This window comes from Taibaiella koreensis, from assembly GCF_003545715.1.
Lineage (GTDB): Bacteria > Bacteroidota > Bacteroidia > Chitinophagales > Chitinophagaceae > Taibaiella > Taibaiella koreensis.
In genome coordinates, this window is sequence record NZ_QVNU01000010.1 from 135793 (window position 1) to 151278 (window position 15486).

Below are 15486 nucleotides of genomic sequence, written 5' to 3' on the forward strand. Positions count from 1 at the left end.
GTATTTGCAAACCGTGCTTTCCGGTTTCTTTACCTTAGTAACGGCCTGCTTAGCCTTGCTTCCGGAGATCTTCCAATTGCCTGGTATATTCTTCCGGCGTTAGTGAACCACCGGCAAATTGCAGCTCAAGAAGAGCGATCAATTCCCCTTGATTGAAGGGCCTGTTGTAGATCGTAGCCAATAAGCTATCCTCCTCTTCCGGCACTTCTATATGTCTGCGTTTGTCGAATGCCCGGTAATAACGAATGCCGAACCGGCGCAGGGAAACCGCATTTAAATGAACACCATCCGGATTGGACGATAAGCCTGTCGCGCTCACATAATAGCAATGCGGTTGTGTGAGCGCAAAGTGGCGCAGGGCCTCGTTCACCTGTGCATAAGCCGAAAAATATTGTCCATAAATGCCGGAGGTCAGGTAGTCGCCCAGCCCTCCAACGATGAGTGGCATATCTGGTGCATCCAGCTCCCGGCGCAGCGCGTCCACAATAACCCCGAGCTTTTCGCTATAGACGGCGGCGCGGTCGGGAAAGCAATCGCTTTCTCCCTGGTGCCAGAGCAGGGCGGTCAGTTTGCTACTGCGCTGGGCCAGCCTGGCCTGTAATATGGCATGTGTAAACAGTGCGCTGCCAACGGTCCAGTCGTCCAGGCTGGCGCCGCCTTCGGCGCAGGGGATCAATCCTGCTTCTTCCTGTCCGTGGTCCATACGCCATGCCGCGGCGAAAGAGACGGCGAGACTGGCGCCGGCTACCGGCCGGTCGTAGTTGACCGGCTCCGAGAGGATCTGCCAGCGACCGTTGCGTAGCATTTTAATCTTTTCATCAAAAATAAGGGGCACTTCTTTCAGGTAGCCGCGCCCAGCCATATTGGATTGTCCTATCATTAAAAATGAGTGGATCATGGTATCGTATGTTTATTGAGTTTGGATCAAGTATTGCCTTGCCGGTTAGCCTTGCTGGTGGCCAATGCCGATGCTCTTGCTGAAGCTGTGCCAGGCCAGCTCCTTGATCTTGTTTGGCGCCACATCTCCTGAGCGCAAGGCTTCGATAGTAGTAGTGATCATACCGGTAAATAATGCTTTAATCCAGGGCGCGGGAAGTGCGCGGCTGATTATGCCTTTTCGTTGCAGGCCGGGAACGCGGCGAAACCATTTGTCCCTTGCCTGCTCATATTGCTTATCCGGCACAGCCTGCAGGAGCTCCTGATCAACATGATCCCGCAGTTTATTGAGGAAAGCATATTTCACACCACAATCGATACCGGCATACAGCATTTGTTCCAGCTGTTCAATGGGGTCGCGTGTGCTGTTGTAAGCGACGAGCATGGCCTTTTGCCAGGTTAGCATCATGTCCTGCGCACAAGCGCCCAGCAATTCTTCCCGGCTGCTGAAATAGCGATGCAATGTTCTGCGGCTTACACCGGCTTTTGCTGCAATGAAATCGAGAGGGGCCGAAATATCTGCGTTCAGCACGGAGATAGCCGCATCGATGATCTCCTGTTTCGTTTCTTTCATGACGCAAATGTATGACAAATGTCACAATGTTGTGACATTTTAACTTAAACGCCTATTCATGATATAGGTAAGCAAAATATCATTTCACATTCCCAGAGAGCATGGGTATCAGTCAACCGGAATGAATATACATTTAAGAATTCATTCCCAACTTTTCAGGTTTTAATCTGGGTGCTTTACGTAGTTATACGTGATTTTTTGAAATGTTTTGCATTTAGTATTTATAATACAATCTTTATCCCGGTTTAGTTACCGAACCATATTTACGAAATCAATTTGTTTATAATCTATCAGATCACTTATGGATAATAACCTTCAAGAAGATGAATATCTGAATCGATGGTATAGCTGGGAAATAATTTATGATGAGTCTTTTTCTGAAGAAATAGAACCGGAAGAGGTAGTAGCCATTAACAGGGGTTTTGGCACCACACAATCGCTGCTTCCCTTTGCAGGCCAGATTGAATGGAATCAGCAAAAAAAGCGGTTTCTCTTTTCCAGGATCAAAGTGGAAAAGTCGAAACGGATTTCCTTTTATGGCGGAAATTATGGCTTATTTAAAATTACCGATCTCACAGCTAATAAATATTACAAGGTTTTAATGCAAAACGATGGGCATGGTAAAGTCTATTCCGACATAGAGAAATGTAAGGAATACCGGATCGATGATTCCAACACGCCCATTTATAAGTTCAATGAACTAACCAATTTAAATTTTTCTGATTTCAGAGATATTAGGAATTATGTGCTGTTCTTTTTCTTCAATGTTAAAGGGAGGCATGGTAAATTTTATCCCATTTCTAGTGAGATAGATACGCTTCCCAGTCAGATAAGCCGGTACGTACAATTTAACAGCGATGGACCTACGGTTCTTTCCAACGACGATATTTCAAACCAGTTACGCGCCAGGTTTGGCAATGATCCGGACCTGGAAATGACCTTTGATAATGGGCAGCTGGCTGAAGATAAACCTGAGCTTACCGCCGAGAAAATACATGTCGTATTTAGAGGCGCTATTTTTTCTTCCAATGTAATCTTGAAGCAAGGAAAGGAAATCGCTTTGTCTAATGAAGAGCTGATTATAGATCTTACCCAACCAACAAACTACCAACCCGAAAATTAAAACTATGGAGGCTAGTTTTATTGATGTCCTGACCGGATCGTTTAAGTTCTCGGACGTGGTCGCAGAAAGGGAAAAAGAATTCTCCTTACTGCACATTGGCGACCATTTGCACGAAATTAAATTGACCCGTGCCGAAGCGAAGTTATTCAGGGAGGGTTTCCAGGATGGCATAGCCGACCTGGAATCATCGGCTATTGGAACCGACAATATTATCCGGTCGGAGATATTGGAATGGTTCTTAACCCTGCCTGCTGAATACGATTACCTTTTCAGGAAAAATAAACTGACGATCCGGAACGCCAACATTCTCCGGATGGATCAATTCATCGACTGCAGGAGAGCCAATTATGACCGGTCTAAGATACGCGATGAGAATGTATATGTATTGGCCATTCCCAATAAGATCGTGAAGGTTGATCTTGTTTTTCACAATTGCCGTTTTTGGGGTGGTGTCAATGTAAGCAATGCTTCGTTCAGGAATCTGGAGTTTTCATTATGTTCGTTTGGTACAGGGCAAATAGAACGCGACTTCTTTAATCAGAATATAAGAATGTACCCGAGTGTGTATGCGGACCAGGCATCATTTGATGGGAATCTCATTTTCGCTGGTGAAGAAGAAGGTGATACTTTTAAAAGCATAGGATCGTTTGACTGTAAAGCCGATCTCGTATTTACCAATTGCATTATTAAAAACCATCTGAAGATCCACAATTTCGGCACCGATCACGATGTTGACTTGTCATTCGCCCAAATAGAGCAGGTGAATATATGGCATCTGAATATCTATAATGCGACTTTAAAGCTATTATTTGCTTCAGTTAAGAATGTCTATTTGCAAGGCTCCTTTTTTCTGGCGCCGCAAGGTGTAGAGACTTCGGCGATTGATTGTACTGGTTTGCAATCCGACTACCTATATATCAGAAATCACTGTATCGTTATTGGTCTTACTATCTTAGGGAACACCGGTACGAGGCAAACTGTTGATCTGACTACTTCCCTGTTTGTATCTTCTGAGAAAGCCAATTTATGTTCTGCCGATGATTTATTTGATAATAAGGACACATCAATTGATTTTTCCAACGCGTCAATGGCACACCTGAAATTGTCAGAGGCGGCTATCTCTATTGGTACAATAGTCGGTAAAAATATTAAAGCAGGAAATATTGATTTCAGCCGCTCCAAGTTCCTGAATTATGATAAGGGCATTTTTAGAAAGGCCTTTATCATGAGAGGCGCCCATATCGAAAATGCGATCTCCTTTAATACGCTGGACATAGGCGACGTAGGCTGGTGGAATGCAGAACAAAATAAACCCAACTGGTATTCTCTATCCGGGATCATCAACAACTACTTGAATGACAGGCTTGTTCCTGCTACGCAACAGGCTAATGACAGGCAAAAGCGCAATGAGGCTATGCTGAAATACATTTTTGAAGAATCCGGATTAAGGGCAAAGATCGGGGAGATAGAAGAAATGGAGGAAGCTGAAAGCAATGTGCCGGCCTTCTTGTACCAAAGTATCGTAAATGAAATATACGATGAAAAAAAAGTCCGTGCAGGAACCTGTGATGAAAATATAGATAAAAGCGAATGTCATAAGATTTGCAGACGTTACACTCTGGTTGTCGGAGAAGCCGATTTTTCGAGTGTTTCTGTAAATAGCAAGGTTGATTTTGCCGGAGGCTTTTTTTATGGAATGGATCATCAGCGGTCAGATGATGAGTACCATTGCGCCCTGAACCTGAAATCGCTGAAGCTGGATGGCGATCTTTTTTTAAACGATTGTAATAACAGTACGCTGATACCCCGGTTCAAGGCATATGGTATGGTAGATCTGCATTCGGCAAGGGTGAATCAGTTTTTCATTACGCCCAAATGTGGTATCGATCAAGATACCCGGTGGCGGATTATCGGGCTTAAATATGAATATATATATAGTAGCGTGGGTAAAGATGGTAGAAGACAGTTGGAAAAATGTGAGTGGTTTGAGGATTTTATTGAGGAAGAGAATCACCGACAGCCTTATGAGCAGCTGGCAAAGGCTTTTTATAAAGCGGGAGAAGACACCAGGGCTAAAAGGACTTTGATTTTGGAACGCATAAGAACTTCAGAAATTTATTCAGAGCGACTATTATTCCGTTCTTTTACCATATTTGCGAAGCCTGCTTGGAAGACTGCCCAAGTGCTACTCATTATAATGCTTATAGGGGCGTTAGCTTTTCTTCTGGCAGGAAACGGAACGGGAATATTTGAAGCCATGCTTTATTCTATCGAAAATATGCTTCCGATCAGCTTTAGAGAGGACGATGTCTTTAAGGCCGGCGCAGATAAAATAGAGATATTTGGGATACCACTGATAGCCACTAAAACATTTGTTGTCGTGCATAAGATACTTGGAACTTTATATCTGGCCATTTTTGTGATCGGTATCGCGCGGATAACCAAAAAGGATATTGATTAGACTTTCTTTGAAACGATAAGAACGGCGCCTGGCATCTGGAATCATTAAGCCATTGCAGTTCGACGGAAAACCCGAGGCGTGGCGCCTTCATGTTTTTTGAAGAAATGAATAAAATGCGGCAGCTCCTCGAAGCCCAGGCACCAGGCGATCTCCGATATATTCCAGTCTGTATGATGCAGCAGGCTCCGGGCCTCCTGCATCAGGCGTAACGCGATCAGTTGTGATGTCGTTTTTCCCGTAACTGTTTTCAGCACATGATTGAGGTGATTGACATGAACAGCGAGATGCGTCGAAAAATCGGAAGGGTAGCGAAGCGTCATACGTTGCGCGGGCAGCTCGATCGGGAACTGGCGCTCCAGCAGCTCCAGGAACAGGGATGCTACGCGGGCGATGCCATTTGAGTGTCCTTGCTTTTGTGCCGCTGCCGGCTCCAGCTTCAACGCGGCATAGATCAGTTGGAGCACCATAGTCCGCAACGCATCGTATTTGTAGCTGAAATCCAGGGCGATCTCTTCAAGCATTTGCTCAAAAATATTCCTGAAGACTTCATATTGTGCTTCATCGAGCGGAAAGAAAGGTGTTTGGCCGGGCTGGTAAAGGGGGTATTCCCTGATAGGGACAAAATGGTCGAAAAAGGATTCCGTAAATGCGCAGAAATAAGCGGACTGCTCTGCTTCAATGTGCTCCCAGGAATACGGGATATTGGGATTGGAAAAGAGCAGACCACAGCTGAACTCGATCGTTTTGTCTGCATAAAACAATCGGGTATGTCCTTTAAGCAGGCTGATCTTGAACAGGCCTTTGCGGTTATAGGGTTTGCAGTTGAACTGTGCTTCGCTGTTATGCCGGATATGCAACACATTGAAGCGGCTCACATCATCGTTTGCTGTCGCGGGCATATGCACCCTGGGGTCTTCTTTCAGACGCGAATGGATCGTGGCAATGTTCATAACGGGACCTTTGATTTTTGCTGTTACAAAGATAATGAGGTGCTGGCTGCCGATGGTTACTTTAAATGAATGGCAGTATAGTATAAAGGCTCCACTTGCTTTAAATGGTCTCCGGCAGGCGTTTTAACCCTAGCGTCAAAGAAAAGAATCCCTGGCGGTATATTTGATTTTGACAGCTACTGCTTTGATCTGCGCAGCTTTCGCCCGGACCGGCGATCCTAATTTTGCGCTACATTTCAAATCTTGAACAATGATAGCAGCAAAAGGATATGCGGCCTTAAAGGTCCATGATCAACTGGCCCCATGGCCATTCGAAAGAAGAGCAGTAGGCGCGCACGACGTGCAGATCGAAATCTTGTATTGCGGTGTATGCCATTCGGACCTGGCCCAGATCAACGACGAATGGTTCCCGGGGATATTTCCCATGGTGCCGGGACACGAGATTGTCGGCAGGGTAGTGGCGGTAGGCGACCAGGTCAAAGGCTTTAAGCCCGGTGATCTGGCAGGCGTAGGTACCCTGGCCGGCTCCTGCGGTAAGTGCAGCCGTTGCCGGGAAGGGCAGGAGCAATATTGTGCCGAGGGGGTAGTGCCAACCTATAATGGCCTGGACAAATTCAGGGATAACCTGCCCACCTATGGCGGTTATTCCGATACGATAGTGGCTGATGAGTCGTTTGCCGTGCACATCTCAGAAAAGCTATCGCTTGCGGCCGTGGCGCCCTTGCTGTGTGCTGGCATTACTACTTATTCTCCGCTGAAGCACTGGAAGGTGGGCAAAGGGCATAAGCTTGCCGTGCTGGGACTGGGTGGTCTGGGGCATATGGCCGTGAAATTTGGCCTGGCACTGGGCGCTGAGGTTACGGTGCTGAGTACTTCGCCCAAAAAGGAATCAGATGCGAAGGAACTGGGTGCACATCACTTTGTCGTGACTACCGATCCGGCACAGGTCGCCGCCGTCAGCGACTCCTTCGACTTTATCCTGGATACGGTTGCGGCGCCACATGATTTTGATCTTTACCTGTCCCTGTTGAAGGTAGATGGCGTCCACATCTGTGTCGGTGTACCGCCTGAAGGCATACATGTCAAGGCTTTTTCCCTGTTGGCAGGTCGTAAAGCGATTGCAGGCTCCGCTACAGGTGGTATTAAAGAAACCCAGGAGATGCTGGACTTCTGCGCTGCGCATAATATTGTCGCCGACATTGAGCTGATCGATATCAAGGACATTCATACCGCCTATGAACGGATGCTGAAGGGGGATGTGCGGTACCGGTTTGTGATCGATATGGCGACGCTATAACCGGCTGTATCGCAGAAGGCATTATGTGCGCAGCAGATTTGTCCGATTCAGCCCCTGACAAAGTCCGGACAGCACCCGCATGGCCAGGCTGCCTCATGGTAATTTTGTATTCATCAAAAACGAAATGATCATGAACAGCATCTGGCACAGATTGACGATTAAAGCTTCTCCCGAAGTTCTTTACAAAGCCCTTACCACGCAGGAAGGACTGGCTGGCTGGTGGACGCCTGAAACCACTGCAAGTCCGGAAACCGGGGCCATTGACCGTTTTGCCTTCGGACCGGAATATTATAAGGAGATGGAAATAGTAGCGCTGCAACCATTAAAACAGGTACGGTGGCGTTGTATAACCGGATACGATGACTGGATCGGCACCATGATTACCTTTCGTATCGAACCGCACCAGCAAGGCGCCGTGCTTCTTTTTAGTCACGAAGGCTGGAGTGGTTATACGCCCGGCTTTGCATCCTGCAGCTACGATTGGGCTATGTTCCTGAGAAGTCTCCGGCTCCTCTGTGAAACAGGGAAGGGATTACCTTATCCGCACCAGTATCTTTAGGCTCATTACCCAAGGGGGCATAACCGGGGCGAATTTTCAGATGAGACTGTCTCCTATGTCTGCGTGAGCGAGGGTAGGAGACAGTCTCATCTCATTTCGTCGATTCCTTTCCGAAAAGGCGCCGTAATTCATCCTTAGCTTGTTCCAGCACTTTTTTATGTGTAGCCGGTAAATTGTCGCCTGCACGGTTAATGTAAAAATTAAGCATGGACATTGCCGATTGGAAAGGCGTTCCTTTCCTGCGGTGGCTTCGCTGCGCCGACCTTTTCAGAGAACGGGCGATCTTCACAGGATCGTCGCCGGCAAAAATACCTTGCCTGAGATCCAGGGCATCGCTGGTCTGCGTAACCCTTGCAGACCACTTCCTGTCTTTTTTCTGCTGTTTTTTATGTTTCGGTTTTGGTCTGGCCATGGCTATACGCGATATGTTGCATACTATAGCAACAGAACTGGCGCATGATTGTTTACCGGCCATACGCAACTGCCCTGAGTCAAGATGCTCTATCAAGGCTCCGTGCAAAGGATGTATTTATTTACATACCTATCGGTATGTTTTGTCCGGTTTGTTGATGTCTTTCTCTGATAAAGGCAGAACCCGTAATTTTGAGCCATGACGACCGGACTGGAAGCTTATTTGCAGGCGCATACCCGCCTTAGCGATACGGAAACGGAGAAGATTATGACAAAGGCGCAGCACAGGTCGCTCCGCCGTAATGAAATGCTGCTCCAGGAAGGACAAGTATGTCGCCACAAAACCTTTGTGGTAAAAGGTCTGCTGCGTATTTTCGGTACGGCAGATGATGGCAGCGAGCATATTTTACAATTCTCACCGGAACATACCTGGACGCTGGAGGCCGAAAGCTACGATCGCGGTACGCCGGCTGCATTCAGCATCGCCGCTGTAGAACCCAGCGAGCTAATGCTATGGACCAAGCCCGATTTCGATAGTTTGCTGACTGAAATACCTGGCCTGCTTGCCTTTTCCCAGCAACTGGTCTTGCGCAGCGGCCACAGTAACCGGCATCGCCTGTTTGCCGCGCTGAGCGCAACGCCCGAAGAAAAGTACGCTGAATTTATACATAGCTTTCCCGACCTGATGTCCCGGCTTCCCCTGCATATGATCGCCGCTTACCTGGGTATCTCGCTGAAAACACTGACCCGCATCCGGCATGCCCAATGGCAACGTTGAATAGAAATGTGGTCAAATGACGCTATTTCCCGGAATGTTTTGTAACAATTTTGTCCTGCAAAATCATTCTAAATATGCGTGTATTTGTAACAGGAGCTTCAGGATTTGTAGGCTCCGCTATTGTAAAAGAGTTGCTGCAGGCCGGCCACCAGGTGCTGGGCATGGTCCGCTCCGACCAGGCAGCCGGAGCTTTGATTCAAGCCGGCGCCGAAGCGCATCCCGGCAATCTCAATGACCCGGATAGCCTTATTGCAGGGGCAGCATCTTGTGATGCTGTGATCCACACAGCCTTTAACCACGACTTCAGCCGCTTCAAGGCCAATTGCGAAGATGACCGGAAGGTCATAGAGACGCTTGGAAAAGCACTCGCCGGTTCGCAACGGCCGTTGCTGATCACTTCAGGAGTAGGCGTGCTGCGTAGCGACCGCCTGGTAACGGAACTGGATGAGCCGCCAGGTTCCGATCTGGTGCCACGTGCCGCAACAGAAGAGGCGGCCCAAGCCGCAGCGGGCGAAGGGGTAAACACCTATATCGTGAGGCTGCCACCTTCGGTACATGGTGCGGGTGATCATGGTTTTGTACCTATGGTAATGGGTATGGCCAGGGAACAAAAGGTGTCGGCCTATATCGGGGAAGGTGCAAACCGTTGGCCCGCTGTGCACCGGCTGGATGCTGCCATTTTATACCGGCTTGTGGTCGAAAAGCAGCCCCAGCAGCGGGTGTATCATGCTGTGGCCGAAGAAGGCATCCCTTTCCGGGATATTGCTTCGGTTATCGGGCAAAGGCTGCAGCTACCGACGGAAAGCAGGACAGGCGCGGATGCGGAAGCACATTTCGGCTGGTTCCATCATTTTGCCGCTATGGACTGCCCGGCATCGGCTGCACAAAGTATGGTAACGTTGGGCTGGACGCCGGAGCAGCCGGGCCTGATCGCAGAGCTGGCTTCGGGCGTATACGATTAATGGTTGATGTAATATAACAGCGTTCGCCGGATACGCGTTCGGCGAACGCTGTTATATTAATGGTAGTAAAGAACATATCAGAGCCCGCGTTTGCCTTCGGCCCAATAGGGATCGGATTGTACCTGACTGCTTTTGAAACCCATATTTAAAAGACCTTTTCGGAATTCCTGCAGCGCCCTGGCGTCGCCGCTGAGGTAAAAGGCCATTTCTTCTTTAGGACCCTGGTAGTCTTGCAGCCATTCCTGGAAGAGATTCTTCGCATTGTATGCTTTGAAGGCCGCATGCTTTACCACCGCTGTTGCCTTTACCGGTATAAGCTGCGCCCAATGCTGATGGCTACTATCCATTTCGGCAATGCAAAAATAGGGCAGCTTATGATTGGCGGCTTCAGTGGCAATGCATTGAAACAGCCCCAGCGAAGTTTCGTCGCCATAGAGTATATGCACTCCGGCCCGCCGGTCAAAACGCATTCTGCCACCCGGACCCATCAGCTTTGTTTCTTCGCCGGGCTGCAGGAGGCCGGCCCAGCGGCTCCCGGGCCCCTGGTCGTGCAAGTAAAACAGGACATCGCATATACCTTCCTCCTTATTGAAATAAGCCGGCGTATAATGCCGGTAGTCCGTATCGTTGACCCGGAACTCGATCTTCTGTCCGGGAACGAAGGCAATATTGCTCCGGGAAAAATCTCCTTTGAAGCGGATCAGTTTAAGGCCTTCTGCAGGCGTGGATACCTGGTCGGCGACTACGGATGTAAAGTTGCCGCTGAATACGGTTTCCATCATATTGCCGAGCCATTTGGGTACACTGGGCATAAGTAAGATTTTATAATGGTCAATGGTAATCCGGGTATAAGCCAAGGCTTTATCCGGAAAGTCCCGACCGGATCAGGGTACTGATCAACCGGTCAGGATGAGTACCTGAAGGTAGCCGGCCCGGATGGAAACGGATATCAAAATCGGGAAAAGATATGTCTGGAAATTGTAAAAAGGACGCGCTGTGCTGTCGATAAATTCGTGAAACATTTTACGCAGCCGTGAAAAGCTATGCGCCATATTCCGAAAGACAACGATCACATATATCGAAATGCTCTATCACCGGGTTGAATTACTTTATCCCCAGCAGCAATCACACACCGGTAAACTTCGATAAATTTGGAAGTACAAAAAGCACATTATGGAAAACAACACACTTCATTACGCGTCGGAACATCATCCGGGAACGCCGGGCAAATGTCCTTTTACCGGGGGCCAATTGAAACAAAGCGCAGGCAGTGGCACCAGGAATAAAGACTGGTGGCCCGACCAGCTCAATGTAAGCATCCTCAGGCAGAATTCTTCGCTTTCGGACCCGATGGATAAAGACTTCAATTATGCAGAGGCTTTTCAGACGCTGGATCTGGGTGCTGTTAAAAAAGATATTATCGATGTGCTCACTACTTCACAGGATTGGTGGCCGGCCGATTATGGCCACTACGGTCCGTTCATGATCCGTATGTCCTGGCACAGCGCCGGTACCTACCGCATCCAGGATGGTCGCGGCGGCGCCGGTCGTGGCATGCAGCGCTTTGCCCCGCTGAATAGCTGGCCCGACAACGCTAACCTGGATAAGGCGCGTCGCCTGCTGTGGCCGGTGAAGCAGAAATACGGAAAGAAGCTTTCCTGGGCCGACCTGATCGTGCTTGCAGGTAATTGCGCCCTGGAATCGATGGGATTCAAAACTTTTGGCTTCGGCGGCGGCCGCGAAGATGCCTGGGAGGCCAATGAAGATACTTATTGGGGTTCAGAACGGGAATGGCTGGGTAATAAACGCTATGAAGGCGAGCGGGAGCTGGAGAATCCGCTTGCGGCAGTGCAAATGGGATTGATCTATGTGAACCCCGAAGGTCCTGACGGCAATCCCGATCCGTTGGCCGCTGCCCGCGATATACGCGAAACATTCGGCCGCATGGCCATGAATGATGAAGAGACCGTGGCGCTGATCGCCGGTGGCCATAGCTTTGGTAAGACCCATGGCGCTGGCGAGGCCGGAAAACATGTGGGCAAAGAGCCGGCAGCTGCTGCTATCGAAGAGATGGGCCTGGGCTGGAAAAATTCTTTTGGTAGCGGTAATGCCGGCCATACGATCACCAGCGGCCTCGAAGGCGCCTGGACCACCACGCCTGCGCAATGGAGCACCGATTTCTTTAAGCATCTGTTTGAATATGAATGGGAGCTTACGAAAAGCCCGGCCGGTGCCTTCCAGTGGAAGCCCAAAGACGGCGCAGGCGCCGGTACCGTGCCCGATGCACACGAGCAGGGAAAGACCCATGCGCCCACCATGCTGACCACCGATCTTTCTCTTCGTGTAGATCCGGCTTATGAAAAGATTTCCAGGCGCTTTTATGAGCATCCCGATCAGTTTGCCGACGCCTTTGCCCGTGCCTGGTTCAAGCTGACCCATCGCGATATGGGACCGCGTGAACGTTACCTGGGCGCCGAAGTGCCGGCGGAAGAATTGATATGGCAAGATCCCATACCAGCCGTAACGCATCCGCTGATCGATGCTGCCGACATTACTGCTTTAAAAGATAAGCTGGTCCAGTCGGGGTTAACGCTCTCGCAGCTGGTGAGCACTGCCTGGGCCTCCGCAGCCACCTTCCGCGGCTCCGATCGTCGTGGCGGAGCCAATGGCGCCCGCATCCGTCTCGCGCCGCAGAAAGACTGGGTGGTGAATGATCCGCCACAGCTGGCCCAAATACTGGAAAAGCTGGAAAATATCCGCAAAGAATTCAATGCGGCGCAAACCGGCGGGAAGACCGTTTCCCTCGCCGATCTCATCGTACTGGGCGGCTGTGCCGGGGTAGAGCAGGCGGCAAACAAGGCGGGTTATCCTCTCAGTGTTTCTTTTACACCGGGACGCAATGATGCCACGCAGGAGCAGACGGATGTAGAATCGTTCGATGCACTGGAGCCCGTTGCCGATGGTTTCCGCAATTATACCGAGGCCCATTATGCCGGAAAAGCAGAAGCATTCCTTATCGATAAAGCACAACTGCTGACCCTTACCGCACCGGAGATGACGGTGCTGGTCGGCGGTATGCGTGTGCTCGATACCAATTTCGATCATTCCCGGCATGGCGTGCTGACCGGGCAGCAGGGAGTATTGAGCACCGACTTTTTTGTCAACCTGCTCGATACCGGAACCACCTGGCATGCCACTTCTGAGGCGGCTGATCTTTTCGAAGGCAGGGACCGGGCCAATGGTTCGGTCAAGTGGACAGCCACCCGCGCAGATCTTGTTTTCGGTTCCAATTCGGAGCTGAGAGCATTGGCCGAAGTATATGCCTGCGACGATGCGAAGGAGAAATTTGTAAAGGATTTCGCAACAGCGTGGACCAAGGTGATGAACCTGGATCGCTTCGATCTGAAATAAGAAAAATAATGTTTATGCTATACAAAAGCGGGTTGTTCACAGCCCGCTTTTTGTGTGGATAATCCTCGTTGGAAGAGGGTGTTCCAATATTTACGTTAATTTTCCTGTAACCGGCCTTTCGGTGCCTAGCCTTAATCGATCATGAAATGCAAGATCAGTTCCCTGTTATTGGCATTGTCGTCCTCCTCGCTGATGCACGGACAAGACAAATCGGGGCAAATGGCACTCAGGCCTCTGTTCCAGACTGCTGACAGCATTGTGATCCTGAGTCACCAGGATCTGAACCTTCGTGCTACGAAAGAAGAAATGAAGCAGGGAATCGGTGGCTATAACCGGCATATTGTTGACGATGCTTATCAGCTGAATGAATGCATCGTCGTGGAACGTGCTGCTCTGGATCAACAGGCAACAATAACACTGAAAGAAATATTGATGCGACAGAAACGGGATGATGAAGTACCTGCGGATAAAGCTTCCTGTTTTCTTCCCCATGAGACCATATTGTTTTACCGGCAAGGGATCTGCGCCTATATCGATATTTGTTTTGGCTGCCGCCGATATGAACTCTCTACAGGGATTCATCTGGAGGCAGAATTATTGCAGGCATCTTCTGACTGGACCTTACTGGAAGCCTTTTTCATAAGACATCAGGTATCCTATGAGATAGACATCCGCTAGCGGCTTACATTAAACTCAATATTAGCAGGGATTACCGGAAAGAGGCTGTCTCCTACATTTGACAAAACAAACAGAGGAGACAGCGCCGTTACTTCAGGCTACGGGAAAGGGAATACCGGTCATCTGCTCGGAAAGGGACCATAACCGCCGGGCATTAGCCGCATCGACCGCATAGGGTTGCACGCCGTGCAGTGTAGCCGGTTCGTCGTAACGATGTGTGATCGTGCCATCGTCTATGACCGCTATATCGGCATCTTCGCAATAGACCCCGCCGATATCCTTCAGCAATGGGCTGGTAGCACACCATACCGAAGTGGCGGCGCCTTCAGCCACAGTCTTTAGCTTCCGGGCTACTTCGGGATAGATATTCCCGTCAGCATCGTGGGTGCCCATCTGCTGGAACAAGGCCATGGGCGCTTCCCGGCCCAGGTCGGTGCCGTTCACCGAGCCAGGGTGCAACGAATAGGCCCTTACCCCGAAGCCTTTTGCACGATGGTCCAGCTCCACTGCAAATAAGTTGTTGGCTGTTTTGGATTGACCATAGCCCGCCAGTGTCTCGTATTCCCTGCGTTCGAAATTGGGATCGTCGAAGTCGAAAGGTGCGATCTGGTGCCCGTAGGAAGATACGGCGATCACGCGGGCGTTGCCGGCCTGCTTCAAGGCAGGCCATAACCTGGCGCACAGCTGGAAGTGTCCGAGATGGTTAGTCGCCAGTTGCGATTCGTAACCCCTGGCATCGCGTCGCAGCGGCACCCACATAATGCCGGCATTGTTGATGAGGAGGTGCAGCGGCTTCCCTGTTGCCAGGAAGGCCGTAGCCAGCGCGTCGATGGATGCGGGATCCATAAGCTCAAGTGGCTTTATGGTTACCCCTGGTATACCCTCCAGGTTTTTCGTGGCCTTTGCGATGTCCCTGGCCGGTACCCATACCGCCGCACCGGCATATGCCAGCGTTTTTACGGTTTCGAGTCCGATACCGGCATAGCCGCCGGTTACCAGGGCTGTTTTGCCGCTAAGGTCTATGCCCTTGATAATCGTTGTGGCGGTAGTGGCGGCATTATAGCCGGAGCCCAGTGGTTGCTGCAGCCGGCCATCATAATTGTCTGTGATCATTGTTTGAATTATTTAGAATTGATAAGGCAAAAGTAGCAGGGTATTTTCCAGGGGACTTTGTTGTAAGGGTCGATGTTGCTTTGCTTTGCGTGTCAAATTTTAGGCACTTAGAAGCTGTCTCCATATATGTGCATGAATTATGCCATAGATGTTTGTCTGTTTTTTTAAAAAAAATATTTTTCTTTTTGTTTAATTGTTAAAAGACAGCATATTTGTTGCTGAAAAGTTAAGAG

14 protein-coding genes are annotated in these 15486 nt (G+C 49.6%); 8 read left to right on the forward strand and 6 right to left on the reverse strand.

The genetic code is table 11. From position 1 onward, the window contains the following. Positions 1–49: 49 nt before the first annotated feature. The gene (locus DZK30_RS24350) at positions 50–898 is read right to left on the reverse strand and encodes a sialate O-acetylesterase (RefSeq protein ID WP_118976806.1); all 849 of its coding nucleotides are present in this window, start codon (positions 896–898) and stop codon (positions 50–52) included. Positions 899–943: 45 nt separating this feature from the next. Then, entirely contained in the window at positions 944–1510 is a 567-nt protein-coding gene (locus tag DZK30_RS24355; protein WP_118976807.1) for a TetR/AcrR family transcriptional regulator, read from the reverse strand. Between the two features lie 301 nt (positions 1511–1811). Here DZK30_RS24355 and DZK30_RS24360 point away from each other — a divergent pair, with 301 nt between their 5' ends. Both DZK30_RS24360 and DZK30_RS24365 read left to right on the forward strand, forming a co-directional pair. Continuing rightward, the gene (locus DZK30_RS24360; RefSeq protein ID WP_118976808.1) at positions 1812–2633 is read left to right on the forward strand and encodes a hypothetical protein; all 822 of its coding nucleotides are present in this window, start codon (positions 1812–1814) and stop codon (positions 2631–2633) included. 4 nt (positions 2634–2637) lie between these two features. Next, positions 2638–5094, forward strand: a complete 2457-nt coding sequence (locus tag DZK30_RS24365) for a hypothetical protein (protein WP_118976809.1) — start codon at positions 2638–2640, stop codon at positions 5092–5094. A 44-nt stretch (positions 5095–5138) separates the two neighbouring features. On the opposite strand, the gene DZK30_RS24370 is transcribed toward DZK30_RS24365, so the two are convergent. Next, positions 5139–6044: a helix-turn-helix domain-containing protein gene (locus tag DZK30_RS24370; RefSeq protein ID WP_118976810.1), complete on the reverse strand. Its 906-nt coding sequence runs from the start codon at positions 6042–6044 to the stop codon at positions 5139–5141. Positions 6045–6294: 250 nt separating this feature from the next. On the opposite strand from DZK30_RS24370, the gene DZK30_RS24375 reads away from it, so the two are divergent. Continuing rightward, complete coding sequence (locus DZK30_RS24375; protein ID WP_118976811.1) at positions 6295–7341, forward strand: NAD(P)-dependent alcohol dehydrogenase; 1047 nt, start codon at positions 6295–6297, stop codon at positions 7339–7341. Between the two features lie 130 nt (positions 7342–7471). Continuing rightward, positions 7472–7900 (forward strand): SRPBCC family protein, encoded by a 429-nt coding sequence (locus DZK30_RS24380; RefSeq protein ID WP_240432988.1) that lies wholly within the window; start codon positions 7472–7474, stop codon positions 7898–7900. Positions 7901–7991: 91 nt separating this feature from the next. Here the strand turns inward: DZK30_RS24380 and DZK30_RS24385 are convergent, their stop codons facing one another. Next, positions 7992–8312 carry a DUF3175 domain-containing protein gene (locus DZK30_RS24385; RefSeq protein WP_118976812.1) on the reverse strand — a complete coding sequence of 107 codons (321 nt, stop codon included), beginning with the start codon at positions 8310–8312 and terminating at the stop codon, positions 7992–7994. Positions 8313–8510: 198 nt separating this feature from the next. Here DZK30_RS24385 and DZK30_RS24390 point away from each other — a divergent pair, with 198 nt between their 5' ends. Further along, positions 8511–9089, forward strand: coding sequence for a Crp/Fnr family transcriptional regulator (locus DZK30_RS24390; protein WP_118976813.1), 579 nt, complete (start codon positions 8511–8513; stop codon positions 9087–9089). 74 nt (positions 9090–9163) lie between these two features. Further along, positions 9164–10051 carry an SDR family oxidoreductase gene (locus tag DZK30_RS24395; RefSeq protein ID WP_118976814.1) on the forward strand — a complete coding sequence of 296 codons (888 nt, stop codon included), beginning with the start codon at positions 9164–9166 and terminating at the stop codon, positions 10049–10051. Positions 10052–10128: 77 nt separating this feature from the next. Here DZK30_RS24395 and DZK30_RS24400 read toward each other — a convergent pair whose 3' ends face one another. Continuing rightward, positions 10129–10863: a siderophore-interacting protein gene (locus tag DZK30_RS24400; protein WP_162903431.1), complete on the reverse strand. Its 735-nt coding sequence runs from the start codon at positions 10861–10863 to the stop codon at positions 10129–10131. Positions 10864–11224: 361 nt separating this feature from the next. On the opposite strand from DZK30_RS24400, the gene katG reads away from it, so the two are divergent. Both katG and DZK30_RS24410 read left to right on the forward strand, forming a co-directional pair. After that, the gene (gene katG, locus DZK30_RS24405; protein ID WP_118976816.1) at positions 11225–13462 is read left to right on the forward strand and encodes a catalase/peroxidase HPI; all 2238 of its coding nucleotides are present in this window, start codon (positions 11225–11227) and stop codon (positions 13460–13462) included. Between the two features lie 141 nt (positions 13463–13603). After that, on the forward strand, positions 13604–14140 hold the full coding sequence (locus tag DZK30_RS24410; RefSeq protein ID WP_162903432.1) for a hypothetical protein: 537 nt from the start codon (positions 13604–13606) through the stop codon (positions 14138–14140). Positions 14141–14233: 93 nt separating this feature from the next. Here DZK30_RS24410 and DZK30_RS24415 read toward each other — a convergent pair whose 3' ends face one another. Further along, entirely contained in the window at positions 14234–15253 is a 1020-nt protein-coding gene (locus DZK30_RS24415) for an SDR family NAD(P)-dependent oxidoreductase (RefSeq protein ID WP_118976818.1), read from the reverse strand. Positions 15254–15486 lie beyond the last annotated feature (233 nt).

Bases quoted from the DNA above. Each gene is read 5' to 3' on its own strand.
- DZK30_RS24365 (WP_118976809.1), top strand. From the start codon at position 2,638: ATGGAGGCTAGTTTTATTGATGTCCTGACCGGATCGTTTAAGTTCTCG.
- DZK30_RS24380 (WP_240432988.1), top strand. From the start codon at position 7,472: ATGAACAGCATCTGGCACAGATTGACGATTAAAGCTTCTCCCGAAGTT.
- DZK30_RS24400 (WP_162903431.1), bottom strand. From the start codon at position 10,863: ATGCCCAGTGTACCCAAATGGCTCGGCAATATGATGGAAACCGTATTC.
- katG (WP_118976816.1), top strand. From the start codon at position 11,225: ATGGAAAACAACACACTTCATTACGCGTCGGAACATCATCCGGGAACG.
- DZK30_RS24375 (WP_118976811.1), top strand. From the start codon at position 6,295: ATGATAGCAGCAAAAGGATATGCGGCCTTAAAGGTCCATGATCAACTG.
- DZK30_RS24350 (WP_118976806.1), bottom strand. From the start codon at position 898: ATGATCCACTCATTTTTAATGATAGGACAATCCAATATGGCTGGGCGC.
- DZK30_RS24360 (WP_118976808.1), top strand. From the start codon at position 1,812: ATGGATAATAACCTTCAAGAAGATGAATATCTGAATCGATGGTATAGC.
- DZK30_RS24390 (WP_118976813.1), top strand. From the start codon at position 8,511: ATGACGACCGGACTGGAAGCTTATTTGCAGGCGCATACCCGCCTTAGC.
- DZK30_RS24415 (WP_118976818.1), bottom strand. From the start codon at position 15,253: ATGATCACAGACAATTATGATGGCCGGCTGCAGCAACCACTGGGCTCC.
- DZK30_RS24410 (WP_162903432.1), top strand. From the start codon at position 13,604: ATGAAATGCAAGATCAGTTCCCTGTTATTGGCATTGTCGTCCTCCTCG.
- DZK30_RS24385 (WP_118976812.1), bottom strand. From the start codon at position 8,312: ATGGCCAGACCAAAACCGAAACATAAAAAACAGCAGAAAAAAGACAGG.
- DZK30_RS24395 (WP_118976814.1), top strand. From the start codon at position 9,164: ATGCGTGTATTTGTAACAGGAGCTTCAGGATTTGTAGGCTCCGCTATT.
- DZK30_RS24370 (WP_118976810.1), bottom strand. From the start codon at position 6,044: ATGAACATTGCCACGATCCATTCGCGTCTGAAAGAAGACCCCAGGGTG.
- DZK30_RS24355 (WP_118976807.1), bottom strand. From the start codon at position 1,510: ATGAAAGAAACGAAACAGGAGATCATCGATGCGGCTATCTCCGTGCTG.